Annotated in this window: 12 protein-coding genes; 6 read left to right on the forward strand and 6 right to left on the reverse strand. The window is 67.5% G+C overall.

Going from position 1 to position 15,448, the window contains the following annotated elements:
• Positions 1-78 precede the first annotated feature (78 nt).
• Both nhaA and J7346_RS09575 read left to right on the forward strand, forming a co-directional pair.
• Positions 79-1,299, forward strand: a complete 1,221-nt coding sequence (gene nhaA, locus J7346_RS09570) for a Na+/H+ antiporter NhaA (RefSeq protein ID WP_209119692.1) — start codon at positions 79-81, stop codon at positions 1,297-1,299.
• A gap of 223 nt (positions 1,300-1,522) precedes the next feature.
• Positions 1,523-4,108, forward strand: a complete 2,586-nt coding sequence (locus J7346_RS09575; protein ID WP_209119693.1) for a TonB-dependent receptor — start codon at positions 1,523-1,525, stop codon at positions 4,106-4,108.
• A 99-nt stretch (positions 4,109-4,207) separates the two neighbouring features.
• Here J7346_RS09575 and J7346_RS09580 read toward each other — a convergent pair whose 3' ends face one another.
• The 6 genes from J7346_RS09580 to J7346_RS09605 form a co-directional block, all read right to left on the reverse strand.
• Positions 4,208-4,576 carry a hypothetical protein gene (locus J7346_RS09580; protein ID WP_209119694.1) on the reverse strand — a complete coding sequence of 123 codons (369 nt, stop codon included), beginning with the start codon at positions 4,574-4,576 and terminating at the stop codon, positions 4,208-4,210.
• Between the two features lie 20 nt (positions 4,577-4,596).
• Positions 4,597-5,889, reverse strand: coding sequence for a homogentisate 1,2-dioxygenase (hmgA, locus tag J7346_RS09585; RefSeq protein WP_209119695.1), 1,293 nt, complete (start codon positions 5,887-5,889; stop codon positions 4,597-4,599).
• 87 nt (positions 5,890-5,976) lie between these two features.
• Positions 5,977-7,098 (reverse strand): acyl-CoA dehydrogenase, encoded by a 1,122-nt coding sequence (locus J7346_RS09590; protein ID WP_209119696.1) that lies wholly within the window; start codon positions 7,096-7,098, stop codon positions 5,977-5,979.
• A gap of 4 nt (positions 7,099-7,102) precedes the next feature.
• Positions 7,103-8,287 carry an acyl-CoA dehydrogenase family protein gene (locus J7346_RS09595; RefSeq protein ID WP_209119697.1) on the reverse strand — a complete coding sequence of 395 codons (1,185 nt, stop codon included), beginning with the start codon at positions 8,285-8,287 and terminating at the stop codon, positions 7,103-7,105.
• 150 nt (positions 8,288-8,437) lie between these two features.
• Positions 8,438-9,241, reverse strand: coding sequence for a SapC family protein (locus tag J7346_RS09600; RefSeq protein WP_209119698.1), 804 nt, complete (start codon positions 9,239-9,241; stop codon positions 8,438-8,440).
• A 101-nt stretch (positions 9,242-9,342) separates the two neighbouring features.
• The gene (locus J7346_RS09605) at positions 9,343-11,418 is read right to left on the reverse strand and encodes a TonB-dependent receptor (protein WP_209119699.1); all 2,076 of its coding nucleotides are present in this window, start codon (positions 11,416-11,418) and stop codon (positions 9,343-9,345) included.
• 113 nt (positions 11,419-11,531) lie between these two features.
• Here J7346_RS09605 and J7346_RS09610 point away from each other — a divergent pair, with 113 nt between their 5' ends.
• From J7346_RS09610 to J7346_RS09625, 4 genes are all read left to right on the forward strand, one after another.
• Positions 11,532-12,023 (forward strand): Fur family transcriptional regulator, encoded by a 492-nt coding sequence (locus J7346_RS09610; protein WP_209119700.1) that lies wholly within the window; start codon positions 11,532-11,534, stop codon positions 12,021-12,023.
• Positions 12,024-12,076: 53 nt separating this feature from the next.
• The gene (locus tag J7346_RS09615) at positions 12,077-12,919 is read left to right on the forward strand and encodes an alpha/beta hydrolase (protein ID WP_348521488.1); all 843 of its coding nucleotides are present in this window, start codon (positions 12,077-12,079) and stop codon (positions 12,917-12,919) included.
• 47 nt (positions 12,920-12,966) lie between these two features.
• The gene (locus tag J7346_RS09620) at positions 12,967-14,469 is read left to right on the forward strand and encodes a CoA-acylating methylmalonate-semialdehyde dehydrogenase (RefSeq protein ID WP_209119701.1); all 1,503 of its coding nucleotides are present in this window, start codon (positions 12,967-12,969) and stop codon (positions 14,467-14,469) included.
• A gap of 96 nt (positions 14,470-14,565) precedes the next feature.
• The gene (locus J7346_RS09625; protein ID WP_209119702.1) at positions 14,566-15,447 is read left to right on the forward strand and encodes a hypothetical protein; all 882 of its coding nucleotides are present in this window, start codon (positions 14,566-14,568) and stop codon (positions 15,445-15,447) included.
• Position 15,448 lies beyond the last annotated feature (1 nt).

A 15,448-nucleotide genomic window follows, 5' to 3' on the forward strand; every position in this document is an offset into this window, starting at 1 on the left:
CGGTCAGGTGAATCCGGTCCGGCAACCGTCGACAACCGGTCGCCACGCAAAGATCTGTAGCTAGAAGCGGAGAGCCTGATGGCGCGTAAGAACACGCTCGACTTCCTGAGAACCGAGACCGCGTCGGGGGCCGTGCTCGGCATCGCGGCGCTGGCGGCCCTGATCGTGGCCAATTCCTGGTGGTCGGCGGACTATTTCGCCTGGCTCAAGAGCTATCACGTCGTCCAGATCGGCCCGATCCGGCTGGAAGAGCAGATTTCGACCTGGATCAAGGAAGGCCTGATGGCGGTCTTCTTTCTCGTCGTCGGGCTCGAGATCAAATACGAGATCCTGCGCGGTGAACTCAGCGATCCCAAGAAACTGGCGACGCCTATCATTGCGGCGCTGGGCGGCATGGTCGGCCCGGCCCTCGTCTATATGGCGGTCGTGGGTGTGCTGGGCGCCCCCACGGGCGGATGGCCCATCCCGCTGGCCACGGACATTGCCTTTGCGCTCGCGGTCTTCGCCATGGTGGCGCGGGGCCTGCCGCCGTCGCTCCGCATCTTCCTGCTGACTCTGGCCATCGTGGACGACCTGGGCGCCATCGCCCTGATCGCCATCCTGTTCAGCCGCGAGATGGTGGTGACCCCGCTGCTGTGGGCCGCCGGCCTGCTGGCGATCGGCGCCGTCTGGGCACAGCGAATGAAGATTCCGGCGCCCTTCTGGGTCTTCGGTTTCCTCGCGGTCTGGTATCTGACGGTCGAGTCCGGCCTGTCGACCTCGCTGACGGCCGTGGCCTTTGCCATGATCGTGCCGGTTCGCCCGCGCCGCGAGGACAACCAGAGCCCGCTCAAGGAGGCCATGCATGACCTCCACCCCTATGTGGCCTTCCTCGTCCTGCCGCTGTTTGCCTTCGCCAAGGCCGGCGTCTCCTTCCAGGGCCTGTCGCTGGAGCAGGCGTTCGCGCCCCTCGTCGTCGGCATCGCGCTGGGCCTGTTCTTCGGCAAGCAGATCGGGGTGTTCGGGGCCGCACGCCTGGCCTCCTGGCTGAAGATCGGCGCCAAACCCACGCGGTCGACCTGGCTGGAGGTCTATGGCGTCGCCCTGCTCTGCGGGCTGGGCTTCACCATGAGCCTGTTCATCGGGATTCTGGCCTTCCCCGGGGATATCGACTCCGTCGCCCAGACCGAGGTGAAGCTGGGCGTGCTGGGCGGCTCCATCCTGTCGGCCATCGCGGGCTGCCTGGTGCTCAACGCGGCGGCGCGTATCCGGAAACGCAAGGAATTGGCCGAAGCCGCCCCGGATACTGTCAAACATTAGATGAATATTGACGTAGGGTCACCGGTTTCTGTCGCTTTTGCGTCACAGTCAGGTCCACCACACGGCCAAAACCCGGCGGCGACAGGGCGTTTGCCTTGTCGCTGACCCCGGCTTGGATTACCCCAAGGGTCGGAGGATCCTCGCCCCGGAGAAGGGCAGGTCCACGGGATCAGGAAACGGCTCGGCGGCCTAAGCCCCGTCGGGCATCAAGCCGGGAGCCAGCATGCGCCTCACTACCCTTCTTCGTACCACTGCGTCCGCCGCCGTCGTCGGTGCCGTGACTTTCGGTTTCGCCGGAATCGCCTCGGCACAGGAAACCACGGTCGACGACATCATCGTTACCGCCCAGAAGCGAGAGCAGAACCTGCAGGACGTGCCGATCGTGGTCACGACCCTGTCGCAGGAAACCCTGCAGGACGCGGGCGTCAGCGACATCAAGGATCTGCAGATCCTTACCCCCGGCATGACGGTCACCTCGACCTCGTCGGAAACGTCCACCACCGCCCGTATCCGCGGCGTCGGCACCGTGGGTGACAACCCCGGCCTCGAGAGCTCGGTCGGCGTGGTGATCGACGGCGTCTATCGCTCGCGGAACTCCGTCGGCTTCGGCGACCTGGGCGAACTGCAGCGCATCGAGGTGCTGAAGGGCCCGCAGGGCACCCTGTTCGGCAAGAATACCTCGGCCGGCGTCATCAACATCATCACCGAGCAGCCCTCGTTCACCCCGGGCTACAATGCGGAAATCACGGTCGGCAACTACGGTGCCCGTTCGCTGAACGGCTCGGTCACCGGCCCGCTGAGCGACACCCTGGCCATGCGCCTCTACGCCGGCGTCAGCGAGCGTGACGGCTTCTACGAGGTCGACACCGGCGACGGCCCGCGCACCCAGACCGACGACGCCAACAAGGATTTCTGGACCATCCGTGGCCAGCTGCTGTGGCTGCCGTCCGATACCGCCTCGTTCCGTTTCATCGCCGACTATTCGTCGCGCGACGAATACTGCTGCGTGGGCGTCCAGACCCGTGTCGGTCCGACCTATCCGTTTGTGGACATGCTCTCGACCGGCAACGGCCAGACTCCGCCGGCCACCGGCTTCGGCCCCCTGCCCTTCTCGCGTCTGGCCTATGCCAACCGCAGCACCGGCCAGCGCGTCGAGGATCGCGGCGTCTCGCTGGAGGCCAATTTCGACATGCCGTCGATGAACGCCACCCTGACGTCGCTGACGTCGTGGCGGAAGTGGACCGGCGATCAGGGCCAGGACATCGACTACACCGGTGCCGACATCGCCTATCGCTTCGATGACGGTGAGTACGGCTACGGCGTCGAGAACCTGACCCAGGAATTCCGCCTGGCCGGTTCGACTGACCGTCTGGACTGGCTGGTCGGCTTCTTCGCCACCCAGGAAGACATCACCCGCGCCGATGCCTGGAACTATGGGGCCGACTACACCCCGTTCCTGTCGCTGCTGCTCAGCGCCCGTCTGAACGGCGCCAACCCGCTGATCCCGATCAGCCCGGGCATCATCCCCTGCTTCACCGCTCCGTCGCAGACGGCGGTCGGCCTGCAGACCTGCCTCGGCACCGGTGGTGCGCTCGGCGGCACGGGCGGCATCGGCTTCACGGTCGGCGCCGGCTATGCCGACACCTATGAGCAGGAATCGACCTCGATCGCCGTGTTCACCAACAACACCTTCCGGCTGACCGACCAGTTCGATATCACTCTGGGTCTGCGCTACACGATGGACGAAAAGTCCGTCGACGGTCAGCAGATGAACGTGAACGGCAACGGGACCACCTGCGCCCGTGCGCTGGCCAATGCCGGCGCCATCGGCACGGTTCTGGGGGCCAGCGCCTCGACCATCCTCGGGAACTTCTGCCTGCCCTGGTCGAACGCCGCCTTCAACAACCGCACGGTGTCGGAATCCTTCGACGACAGCGAACTGAGCGGCACCATCAAGGCGTCGTACCGTCTCAATGAGTCGGTCATGGCCTATGTGTCCTATGCCCGCGGCTACAAGAGCTTCGGCTACAACCTGGACCGCGTGCAGTCGGGCATCACCCCGACCGCCAGCCTGCTGTTCCCGTCGGAAGTGGTCGACAGCTATGAGGCGGGGGTCAAGATGACCCTGCTGAACCGCACCCTGCTGCTGAACGCCACCTACTTCGACCAGACCTTCGAGGACTTCCAGCTCAACACCTTCCTGGGCACCGCCTTCGTGGTGGAATCCATCCCCGAGCTGACCTCGCGCGGTGTCGACGCCGACTTCCTGTGGTTCTCGCCCATCGAGGGCCTGACCTTCTCGGGCGGCGTGACCTACACCGAGAGCCAGTACGGCGAGTTCGTCGCGGCCGATCTGGCCAACCCGGCGAACTTCCCGCAGCTGTCGCTGCTGCCGGGCGCCACGGCCTCGTTCGCTCCGGAATGGTCCGGTTCGGCCTCGCTGAACTTTGACCGCAACCTGGGCGGCGGCCTGCGCGGCGGCTTCTCGCTGTCGGCCAAATACATGAGCGACTACAACACCGGCTCTGACCTGCTGCCCACCAAGTCGCAGGACGCCTTCACCATGGTGAACGGCCGGATCTCGATCGGTACGGAAGACGAGCGCTGGATGCTGGACATCTGGGCCCAGAACCTGACGGATGAGGAATATACCCAAGTCGCCTACAACGCCCCGCTGCAAGGCTCGGCGTTCCAGACGACTGTCCAGCCGAACGGGACCTTCTACAACCCGGCGCTGGACACCCAGACCATCGATGCCTTCCTGGGTGCTCCGCGCACCTATGGCATGACCCTGCGGATCCGCTACTGATCCGGCCGCGGGGCCTCTGCGGAGGCCCCGTCACAGGCTGACATGACAAACCGGCCGGAGAGCAATGTCCGGCCGGTTTTCATTTGCCCGTGCAGGGTATCAGTCGACGCAGATGGCGGCGGTCGCCCGGCCGTTCTCGACCCGGGTGTAGCAGCCGAAGCGGTTGGAATCGGCCGTGCACTGGCCGTCGACCGCGCGGCCGTCGTCCACAATCACATTGCCCGGCACCCGGCAGTCGCCCTGACAGTCGGCCGCATCCCGACAGGTCTTGCCCGCGTCGGAATACTGGATCACGCACTGCAGGCTCTGCAGGCGTCCCACCCGCTGCATCTTGCCGCCGCGGGCGGAACAGTCAGCCTCAGCCCGCTGCTCCGGCGTCATCGGTTGCCCCATACACGAGGTTAGCCCGGGCCCCGCCAGCAGCACCAATCCGGCCAGCACCCCGGCCATATGTGTCATCCGGCTCATCCTCGTCACTCCCTGATGCGTCAGACCCGGCCCTTTTCGAAGCCGGACCAGCAGTCGTCATAGTCCAGCTGCATCAGGGGACTGGATTCCGCCCATTTCGTGACGCGGATCGGGGCCCGGGTCTCGAACATGAAGGCCAGGGTGCCTTCGATCTTGTGCGGCGTCAGGTCTGCGGCCACCGCGGCCTCATAGGTCGCCTGGTCCGGTCCGTGCCCGCTCATCCGGTTGTGCAGCGAGGCGCCGCCGGGGGCAAAGCCGTCGGCCTTGGCGTCATAGGCCCCGGTCACCAGCCCCATGAACTCGCTCATGACGTTCCGGTGGAACCACGGCGGGCGGAAGGTGTCCTCGGCCACCATCCACCGGGGCGGGAAGATGACAAAGTCACAGTTCGCCGTCCCGGGTGTGTCCGACGGGCTGGTCAGCACCGTGAAGATCGACGGGTCCGGATGGTCGTAGCTGACCGTGTTGATGGTGTTGAAGCGCGCCGTGTCATAGCGACAGGGGGCATAGTTGCCGTGCCAGGCCACAACGTCCAGCGGACTGTGGTCAAAGGTCGTGGTCCACAGCTCGCCTCCATATTTCTGGATGCACTCGGTCGGGCGATCCACATCCTCGAAGGCCGCGACCGGCGTCTCGAAGTCACGGGGATTGGCGAGGCCGTTGGCGCCGATTGGGCCCAGGTCCGGAATGCGGAAGGCCGCCCCGTAGTTTTCACAGATATAGCCGCGCGACGGCCCGAACAGCTCGACCCGGAACCGCACCCCGCGCGGGATCAGGACCACATGGCCGGGCTCCGCCTCGACAATGCCGAACTCGGTCACGAAGCGGTGTGCCCCCTGCTGGGGCACGATCAGCAGTTCGCCGTCGGCGGAATAGAAGACCCGGTCGGTCATCGACCGGTTGGCGGCATACAGGTGGATGCCGATCCCCGCGTCGGCGTCCGGATCGCCATTCCCGGCGTAGGTCACCAGCCCCTCGACCCAGTCGGTCGGCGTTTCCGGCACCGGAAGCGGGTTCCAGCGCATGCGGTTGGGATTGGGCGGCACCTCATCGAACGGACCGGACCGGATCAGGCCGCGGTCGATCTTCTGATAGGCCGGGTGCTGGGCCGACGGCCGCAGGCGATACAGCCAGCTGCGGCGGTTCTCGGTGCGCGGGGCAGTAAAGGCCGTGCCCGACAGCTGCTCGGCATAAAGCCCCAGCGGCGTCTTTTGCGGCGAGTTCTGCCCGACCGGCAAGGCGCCCGGCACCGCCTCGGTCGAGAAGTGATTGCCAAAGCCCGGCATGTAGGTGGGCGCGTTGGATCGCGTCATGGTGCGTTTCTCCCTTGCCGGGAGATTTAGACCCGCAGACCGGACCTCGCCACCCCATGCGGCAATCGGATCAGGCGCCCGCCTTCCTCAGAACCCCTGGCTGCGCGCCACCGCTTCCTGATGGAAGCCGGAATCGCCCAGCAGCTCGTTCAGCACCCGCACCCGCTTCATGAACAGGCCGACGTCGAACTCATCCGTCATGCCGACGCCGCCGTGCATCTGCACGGCTTCCTGCACCGCCAGCTCGGCGACGCGGCCGGCCTTGGCCTTGGCGACGGCCACCGCCAGCGGCGCGGCCTCATCGCCGGCATCCAGCCTCTGCAGGGCACCCAGCGTCGCCGCCCGGGCGATCTCCAGCTCGCAGAACAAATGGGCGGCACGGTGCTGCAGGGCCTGAAACTCGCCGATGGCGCGCCCGAACTGCTTGCGGGTCTTTAGATACTCCATGGTAATCTGGAAGGCCTGATCTCCGGCCCCCGTCAGGCTGGACGCCGCGCAGGCCCGGCCGAGGTTGAGCGCCCCCTCCAGCAGACCCTCGCCGCCGTCGACCGCGCCGATCACCGCATCGGCGTCGACCTCGACATCCGTCAGCGTCAGGCGCGCGGCATTGTGGGCGTCGACCATGACGGTCCGTTCGACCTCCATCCCGGCCGTCTTCGGATCGACCAGGAACAGGGTCAGACCCTTTTCGGTCAGGGCCGCGACGATCAGGGCGTCGGCCACATGGCCGTCCAGCACCATGGCCTTGGCGCCATTCAGGCGGAAACCGTTGCCCGAGCGCTCGGCCGTGGTGGTGATCCGGGAAGGCGCATGCTTGGCCCCCTCGTCGACGGCCAGCGACACGATCGCCTCGCCCGCCGCGATCCGGGGCAGCCAGTCGGCCTGCTGGGCGTCCGATCCGCCGTCGACCAGCACGCGCGCCGACAGAACGGCCGAGCCCATGAAGGGCGAAGGTGTCAGGGTGCGGCCCAGGCTTTCGGCCACCACGCCCGCCTCGACGGCGCCAAGGCCTGCGCCGCCGTGCGCCTCGGGAATGATCACGCCGGCCAGCCCCATTTCGCCAAAGGCGCGCCACAGCTCGCGCGACACCCCGTCCGCATCGCGGCTGTCGCGCAGCTTGCGCAGGTGGGACAGCGGGGCATTCTCGCCGAGGAAGCCGTCCGCCGCCTCCTTCAGCATGGCCTGTTCTTCGGTCAGGATCAGCGGCATCGTGTCAGGCTCCCGGCAGCTGAAGCAGGTGTTTGGCGATGATGTTCAGCTGGATCTCGCTGGTGCCGCCCTCGATGGAGTTGGCCTTGGTGCGCAGCCAGTCGCGGGCCATGGCGCCGTCGTGCGAACGCTCTCCCTCCCACTCCAGCGCGTCGATTCCGCCCGCCGCCATCAGCAGTTCGTGGCGCCGCTTGTTCAGCTCTGACCCGTAGTATTTCAGCATGGAGGCGATGGCCGGATGGGCCTGCCCGGCCTTCATCTGGTCTCCGGTCCGCTCCAGCGCGAGGCGGAAGGCGGCGGCGTCGATTTCCAGTTCCGCAATCCGTGCCCGCAGCATGGGATCGTCCAGCCGGCCTTCGTCGTCGGTGCCGATGGCCCCGGTCGCCACCTGGCCCAGGGGACGTCCACCGCCGACCTCGCCCATGGCGCCGATCATGGTGCGTTCGTGCGCCAGCAGATATTTGGCCACGTCCCAGCCGCGGTTCAGCGTACCGACCAGATTCTCCTTCTCCACCCGCACGTCGTCGAAGAAGGTCTCGCAGAAGGGGCTCTTGCCCGAGATCAGGGTGATCGGCCGGGTCGAGACGCCGGGCGTCTCCATGTCGAACAGCACGAAGGAAATGCCGAGATGCTTGGGCGCATCCGGATCAGTCCGCACGAGGCAGAAGATCCAGTCGGCCTTGTCGGCATAGGAGGTCCAGACCTTCTGGCCATTGACGATCCAGTGATCGCCGCGGTCCTCGGCCCGGGTCTGGAGACCCGCGAGGTCTGACCCGGCCCCCGGTTCGGAATAGCCCTGGCACCAGCGGATTTCGCCGCGCACGATCCCGGGCAGGAAGCGCTTCTTCTGCTCTTCGGTGCCGAACTTCAGCAGGGCCGGCCCCAGCATCCAGATGCCGAAGCTCATCAGGGCGGGCTGGGCGTCGATGCGGCGCAGCTCTGACGTCAGCACCTTGGCCTCCTCGCGTGACAGACCGCCGCCGCCGTATTCCGCCGGCCACTCCGGCGCCGTCCAGCCCTTGTCACCCATGGCCTTCAGCCAGGCCTTGTGGGCCGGCGTGGCAAAGACCGCCTTGCGCCCGCCCCAGATGGCCGCGCTCTCGGACTCCATGGGCCCACGCACCTCGGGCGGGCAGTTAGCCTCCAGCCAGGTCCTGACCTCGGCCCGAAAAGTCTCCAGATCGCGCATCGGCTCCCCGTTCGTTTCGTTTTGCGGAAACCTATCAGGCTTTCTTGCGTGACGCTGCGTCAGCCCGGCGGGGATTTTCGCCATCTCCATACGAAAACGCCCGGCCTGCGATCCGCAGGCCGGGCGTCAGGTCTTCCGTCGGAAAGACGATCAGGCGTTGGCGGCAGCCGGTTGCCGGGCCGCGCGCTGGAAGGTCAGGGCGATCAGACGATCCCAGCCCAGCAGCGAGGTCAGGTGGCTGTAGATCTGGCCCAGGGCGCCGTTGTCGCGCAGCTCGACCAGCTTCTCGGCCGGCAGGGCCTTCAGCTTGTCTTCCGACACGGCATAGTATTCGGCGATCTTCTGGGGCTGGCCGGGCTCGCCGTTCGGGCCGCGCGGCGTGAAGTTGGCCTCGCGCACGTCCAGCAGGTCCAGGTCCTGCAGCAGCTTGACGAACGACTCGGTACGCACGCGCTCCTGCTCGAAATTGTTGCAGAACTCCATGGCCTGCTGGGTGAACTGGCTGGGCTGGCCGTCAGTAAACAACGGCTGCTGGCCGCCTTCGACCAGGAAGGGCGCCTCACGGTCGACGCACAGGATCAGGCGCTTCTGGGCCTCGTCATTGGCGAACACGAACGGATAGCGGCGCACATAGGCGGGGATGTAGGCGTCGGGACGGAAGGCGCCGTCCTCGACGTAGACGTTCTCGCCCTGACGCAGACCCAGCACGGCCACCGGCTGGCGGTTGTCGCCCACGAAGATGACCGGGAAGGACAGGGCCGCCGGCGCGAACTCGGTGACCGTCAGCGGCACGATGTTCGACTGCGCCACGAAGGCATACGGCTTGTCAGACGGGTTGATGCCCAGGTTGCCATGGGTCTCGGCCGACAGGGGCTCGGGCTTGCCGTAGAACAGGACGGTGCCGGCGAGTTCGCCGGTCATGGTGCCGGTTTGCGTGGAGGTTGTGTCGGTCATGAAGGCTCTGGGATTGGAACGAAGGAAAGAAGGTCGCGCCTTCTAGCCCATGCCGGGGCGGGCGGCAAACCGGCCCGCCCCCGAAGGGAATTCCACCCCCGTCAGAAACGCCAGGCCATGCCCGCGCGCAGGTTGCGGCCCGGCAGCGGCGTCAGGTCCTTCAGGAACGAGGTGTGCTCGCGCACCTCCTCATCCGTCAGGTTCCGCCCCTCGACGTAGAGGGTCAGGCCCTGCTCCCGATCCGGGCTCCAGCCCAGATAGAGGTCGGCCGTCGTATAGCCGTCGGTCGGCAGCTCGAAATCGGTCACCCGGTCCTGATCGCCGACCTTGCGCACGGTCAGGCGCGTGGTCCACGGACCGAGATCCAGCTCGGCCCGGGCGTTCAGGGCCCACGGCGGGATACGGGCCGGAGCGCCAAGGTCCGTGTCGCCACGGACATAGTCATAGCCCAGCCCCAGGGTCAGGCTGTCCTCGCCCGACTCCCAGGCCCGGTAGTCCAGCTTGCTCTCCAGCCCGTGAAATTCGGCATCGGTCTGGACATAGGCAAAGACCGGCAGGCCATCCTCCTCGGCGCCGGTCGGCCGCAGGTCGATGAAGCCGTCATAGTCCGCCCGGAACAGGTGCATGTCGGCGGCCCAGGGCCCCTGCTCCCAGTGAACGGTCGCCTCGAGCGAGGTGACCTTTTCGGAGTCCAGATCGGCGTCCCCGACCTCGAACCCGCGCGTGGCGACGTGCGGACCGTTGGCGAACAGTTCCGACTCGGTCGGCGCCCGGCCGTTGCGGGCCAGCGACAGTCCGAGGAACAGCGAGTCGACCGGCTTGAAATAGGCCCCTGCCGAGGCCGACACGTTCGAGAAGTCCCGTTGTCCGCCGATCGGGCTGTCCAGGTCCCGGGTGTCGAACCGCAGGCCACCTTCCAGCCCCCAGTCATCCCGGTCATAGCGATGCAGGGTGTAGACGCCGAGTTCGGTGATCTCGACCGGCGGCACATAGGCCTCGTCCCCGGCCGCATCGAAGTCGCGGCTCAGCCCCTGCAGGCCATAGGCGGCGTTCCAGCCGCCCCGGCGCGGCATAACCACTTCCAGCCGGCCCTCAAGACCCTCGGAGGTAAAGACGGTTCCGATCTCGTCTCCCTCGAATTCGGTGTGGGTATAGTCGGCGTAGCCGACCGAGAGGCGTACCCGGTCAACCGGGGCATCCACGAACCGCCACTCGCCGCGCAGGTCGTAACGGGTCTGTTCCAGCCCGATGGTGACCTCTTCCTCCTCGTCCGGGGGCGTGGCGCCACCGCCGTGATCCTCGTGCGCATGGCCGGGGACGCCATAGTCGCTCTCGGTCCGCTTGACCGACACGCCGAGGAAGCCCTGGTCGCCGATGTAGCTCAGGCCGGTACCAAAGGCGCGCACGTGCGAGGCGCTGTTTTCGACTGTGGTGCTGCCGGTGTCTTCATAGACCTCGCCCTCGTCCTCGACCTGGCGGCGCGATTCGGCCGGGACGGGGATGTCATAGTCGCGGCTGCGGTGATCCATGCCGTCGAACGTCATCACCCAGGGACCCTGCCCGATGGTCACCCCGGCCCCGATGGAGCGGCCGTCGTCGACGCTGGAGGCCTGGGCCGTCACCCGGCCGTCGAAGCCATCGAGAGGCGCCTCTTCCGGGATGCGGCCGTCGATCACATTGACCACGCCCCCGATGGCCGATCCGCCAAAGGCCAGGGTCTGGGGCCCCCGCAGGACCTCGATCCGCACGGCCTCGCCCGGATCGGCGGCGACCTGGTGATCGGGCGACAGCGAACTGGCATCGATCAGCCCCATGCCATTGGTCAGCACCTGCACCCGCGGTCCGGCGAGGCCCCGGATGACCGGCCGGCTGGCGCCGGGCGAAAAGGCCGTCGACCGCACGCCCGGCAGTCCACTCAGCACATCGCCCAGCGTGCCCGACGGCGCCGTCACCAGCGCCTCCTCGTCCAGCACATCGACGGCGATCAGACTGGCCTCGGCGCTGATGCCGAACGGTGCGCCCGTGACAATGATGTCGTCCAGTTGCGTCGTGCGCTCGGTCGCCTCCGGGTCCTGTCCGGCCGCCTGGGCCAGCACGGGGGTCGCCACCGGAAGAAGAAGGGCGGTCAGCAGGGCGGCGCGGGCGGCGCCGGCCAGGCGGGACGAGCGGATGGACATGGATACCTCGGGGAAGACGTCAGATACTCGGACGGCGAAGTGTTATGAGATAACATCACAGCCAGTCAAGCCCGGTTGCGACCGGGCCTCCGCATCGCTAGCTGTGAGGGACCATGGGACACGCCTGCGACCACGATCACGACACGGCACCGCCCGACGCGGCCTCGGTGCAGCAGAGGATCGCTGTGGCCGATGCCCGCTGTCGGGCCGACGGCGAGCGCCTGACCGCCCCCCGGCGGCGCGTGCTGGAGCTGCTGGTCGAGTCCGGCGAGCCGATGAAGGCCTATGATCTGATCGCCCGTTTCGGCGAGGACGGGCAGGCCGCCAAGCCGCCCACTGTCTATCGGGCGCTGGAGTTTCTGGAGCGGCGGGGCCTCGCCCACCGCATCGCCTCCATCAGTGCCTATGTCGCCTGCGCCGAGCCCGAAGCGGACGGCGACCCCGTACACGCCGCCGCCTTCCTCATCTGCGACTGTTGCGGCGCCACCCAGGAGGTGACCGGCGAACAGGCGGTCAGCCTGAACCGGGCGGCCGCCACGGCCGGCTATGTGATCGACCACACGACCATCGAGGCCCACGGCCGCTGCCCGGCCTGCCGCGCGTGAAGCCGGCGGAACGCCGCCTCTCACTGCCCGTCGGGACGGAGGGGGCCCTGTCCGTGCTGGAGCTGGGACGGGCCGAGGGACCGGTCGATCTGGTCTTCCTGCACGCCAATGGCTTCAATGCGTCCACCTACCGCCCCCTGCTGGCGCCACTGGCCGAGGCGCGGCGGATATGGCTGGTCGACCAACGCGGACACGGCCTGACCGACCTGCCCGCCGATCCGGCCGGACGGCGCGGCTGGCAGGATTTGCGGGGTGATCTGATCGCCTTGATCGACCAGACCGAAGGAGACCCGGTTCTGGCCGGCCATTCCATGGGCGGTACCGTCAGCCTGCTGGCCGCCGCCCACCGGCCTGAACGGGTCCGCAGCCTGCTGTTACTCGACCCCGTCATCTGGCTGCCGCTGACCACGCTTGCTTTCAACCTGCCCGGCGTGGGCCGCATGGCAGAACGCATTCCGCTGGTCCGCAATGCCCTGAAACGGCGTGCCGACTTTCCGGATCGCGAGACGGCGCGAAGGGCCTATCGCGGGCGGGGCGCCTTCGCCGGCTGGCCGGATGCGGTGCTCGATGCATGGCTGGAAACCGGCCTCAAGCCCGCCGACGAGGGGCTGACCCTGTCCTGTCGTCCGGAATGGGAGGCCTCCAATTATGCCGCCCAGGGACACAACCCCTGGGGCGCCCTGACGCGGTTCCGGGGACCGATTCACATCCTGAGGGCCCGGACCCGCTCGACCTGTCACGCGCCGGACCGGCCGCCCGGCCTGTCCCATGTGCGCAGCGAGCGCCTCGCCGGGGCCACGCATTTCCTGCCCATGCTGAACCCCGACGCCGTCCGCGCCGCGCTGTTGCAGCAGCTTGATGCGGACGGGGTGGCCTCGCCCGGTTCCGCACGGTAAACCGCCCGCAATCACAAGAACGCCCGCCTTCCAGGAGAGAGACGCCCATGCGCGACATCCACCATTTCATCAACGGCCAGAGCGTCACCGGTACCTCGGGCCGGTTCGGCGACGTCTTCAATCCGAACACCGGCGAGGTCCAGGCCCGCGTGCAACTGGCCACCGAGGCGGAAATGGACCGCGCCGTCCAGGCGGCCCAGGCCGCTTTCGAGGGCTGGTCCAGCGTCAACCCGCAGCGCCGCGCCCGCGTGATGTTCGAGTTCAAGCGTCTGGTCGAGGCCAATATGGGCGAGCTGGCCGAGCTGCTGTCCAGCGAGCACGGCAAGGTGATCGCCGACTCGAAGGGCGACGTCCAGCGCGGGCTCGAGGTCATCGAATTCGCCTGCGGCATCCCGCATGCGGTCAAGGGGGAATACACCTGGGGCGCGGGCCCCGGCATCGACGTCTATTCCATGCGCCAGCCGCTGGGCGTGGTGGCCGGCATCACCCCGTTCAACTTCCCCGCCATGATCCCGATGTGGATGTTCGGTGTGGCCATCGCCGTCGGCAACACCTTCATCCTCAAGCCGTCCGAGCGCGATCCGTCCGTGCCGGTCCGTCTGGCCGAGCTGATGATGGAGGCGGGCGCCCCCGCCGGTGTGCTGAACGTGGTGCACGGCGACAAGACGGCGGTCGACGCCATCCTGACCCACCCCCAGGTCCACGCCGTCAGCTTCGTCGGCAGCTCGGACATCGCCAACTATGTCTATCAGACCGGCGCGGCCCACGGGAAACGCGTCCAGGCGATGGGCGGCGCCAAGAACCACGGCATCGTCCTGCCCGACGCCGACATGGACCAGGTGGTCAAGGACCTGTCAGGCGCCGCCTTCGGCTCGGCCGGCGAACGCTGCATGGCCCTGCCGGTCGTGGTGCCGGTCGGCGACAAGACCGCCGACATCCTCCGGGAACGGATGATCGCCGAGATCGAGACCCTCAAGGTCGGCATCTCGACCGATGACGGCGCCCACTACGGCCCCGTGGTCACCGCCCAGCACAAGGCGCGCGTCGAGGGGTGGATCGACCAGGGCGTCCAGGACGGCGCCGAACTGGTCGTCGACGGCCGGGGCTTCACCCTGCAGGGTCACGAGAACGGCTATTTCGTCGGCCCGTCGCTGTTCGACCACGTCAAGCCCGAAATGGACTCCTACAAGGAAGAGATCTTCGGCCCGGTCCTGCAGATCGTCCGGGCCCAGAGCTTCGAGGAGGCCCTGGCCCTGCCGTCGACGCACCAGTACGGCAACGGCGTCGCCATCTTCACCCAGAACGGCCGCGCGGCCCGCGACTTCGCCGCCCGGGTCAATGTCGGCATGGTCGGCATCAATGTGCCGATCCCGGTGCCGGTCGCCTATCACACCTTCGGCGGCTGGAAGCGTTCCGCGTTCGGCGACACCAACCAGCACGGCATGGAGGGCGTGAAGTTCTGGACCAAGGTCAAGACCGTCACCGCCCGCTGGCCCGACAGCGAGCTGGAACACGCCGACAGCTCCTTCGTCATCCCGACGATGGGATAGGCGGTCTGCCTCCGGGCGAAACCGCTTGACCGTCTTCGTAATGCCGACAGAACGGTGCTAGGGTTAACCTCTAACCACTGAGGAGCAGTTCCGGGGATGCGTCGGTTTCTCGTCTGGTCGGCCCTGGCCGCGCTGGTAGGCCTGTTGATCGCCGGTGGCGGTTACTGGGCCTACTGGACCTATTACGCCCGGTTCCAGCCGGTCACAGTCTCGCGCGATCAGGCGGCCATCCAGGCCCTCCTGGACGAGGCAGGCTGGATCTCGGCCGGAGGCGGGGGTGCGCCGGTCTATATCGTCGGCTATCGCGACAGCGCCGCCATGCAACGCTACGAGCGCGAGGAAGTGCCCAAGCTGCGAGCGGCCGGTGCCGAGGTACGCATCATCGTCTTCGCCCGTCCCGACCGCGAGGGCATGGAACAATCGACCGAGGCCGAGCGCGCCACGGTCGCGGAGCTGTGGCTGACCCGCGACTGGCCCCTCTACGAGCGCTGGACGGCCACCCCCACCGCCAGCTGGACCGCCGCAGGCATTCCCTCGGCCGACGACAATCTGGCCCGCAGCGCCGTCGTCGACGCCGGCCAGAAATTCGTGACCGACCTGACCGGCTATCTGCGCAATTCGGGCCTGCAGCCGGGCTATCCGCTGATCCTGTGGCGCGACGAGCAGGGCTATATGCGCGCCTGCGCCTGTACTGATCCGCGGTCATGGGTGTTCATCCGCGACGATCTGGGCGCGCCGGACCGCATCGATGCCGACGCGCCGGTTGAGCTGGGCCTTGAGCCTGAACAGTCGCCCGAAGGGTCGCTGCCGCCGCTGGAATATCCGGACCTGCCGCCGATCCCGGACAGCGACGCGTCGGCGGCGGAGACCGGCCCGGATACGCCCACGTCGTCCGAGGCCCGCCCGGCACCACGTCAGCCGTCCACCCCGCGCCCGGCGCCCAAGGCCCAGCGTCAGGACGACACCACCTTCTACTAAA

This window comes from Brevundimonas sp. A19_0, assembly GCF_017744255.1.
Classification (GTDB): domain Bacteria; phylum Pseudomonadota; class Alphaproteobacteria; order Caulobacterales; family Caulobacteraceae; genus Brevundimonas.

What these genes read in the sequence shown, in the direction of transcription:
- J7346_RS09620 (WP_209119701.1), top strand. Translation starts at nt 12,967, where the DNA reads ATGCGCGACATCCACCATTTCATCAACGGCCAGAGCGTCACCGGTACC.
- J7346_RS09610 (WP_209119700.1), top strand. Translation starts at nt 11,532, where the DNA reads ATGGGACACGCCTGCGACCACGATCACGACACGGCACCGCCCGACGCG.
- hmgA (WP_209119695.1), bottom strand. Translation starts at nt 5,889, where the DNA reads ATGACGCGATCCAACGCGCCCACCTACATGCCGGGCTTTGGCAATCAC.
- J7346_RS09575 (WP_209119693.1), top strand. Translation starts at nt 1,523, where the DNA reads ATGCGCCTCACTACCCTTCTTCGTACCACTGCGTCCGCCGCCGTCGTC.
- J7346_RS09600 (WP_209119698.1), bottom strand. Translation starts at nt 9,241, where the DNA reads ATGACCGACACAACCTCCACGCAAACCGGCACCATGACCGGCGAACTC.
- J7346_RS09625 (WP_209119702.1), top strand. Translation starts at nt 14,566, where the DNA reads ATGCGTCGGTTTCTCGTCTGGTCGGCCCTGGCCGCGCTGGTAGGCCTG.
- J7346_RS09580 (WP_209119694.1), bottom strand. Translation starts at nt 4,576, where the DNA reads ATGAGCCGGATGACACATATGGCCGGGGTGCTGGCCGGATTGGTGCTG.
- J7346_RS09595 (WP_209119697.1), bottom strand. Translation starts at nt 8,287, where the DNA reads ATGCGCGATCTGGAGACTTTTCGGGCCGAGGTCAGGACCTGGCTGGAG.
- J7346_RS09590 (WP_209119696.1), bottom strand. Translation starts at nt 7,098, where the DNA reads ATGCCGCTGATCCTGACCGAAGAACAGGCCATGCTGAAGGAGGCGGCG.
- J7346_RS09605 (WP_209119699.1), bottom strand. Translation starts at nt 11,418, where the DNA reads ATGTCCATCCGCTCGTCCCGCCTGGCCGGCGCCGCCCGCGCCGCCCTG.
- nhaA (WP_209119692.1), top strand. Translation starts at nt 79, where the DNA reads ATGGCGCGTAAGAACACGCTCGACTTCCTGAGAACCGAGACCGCGTCG.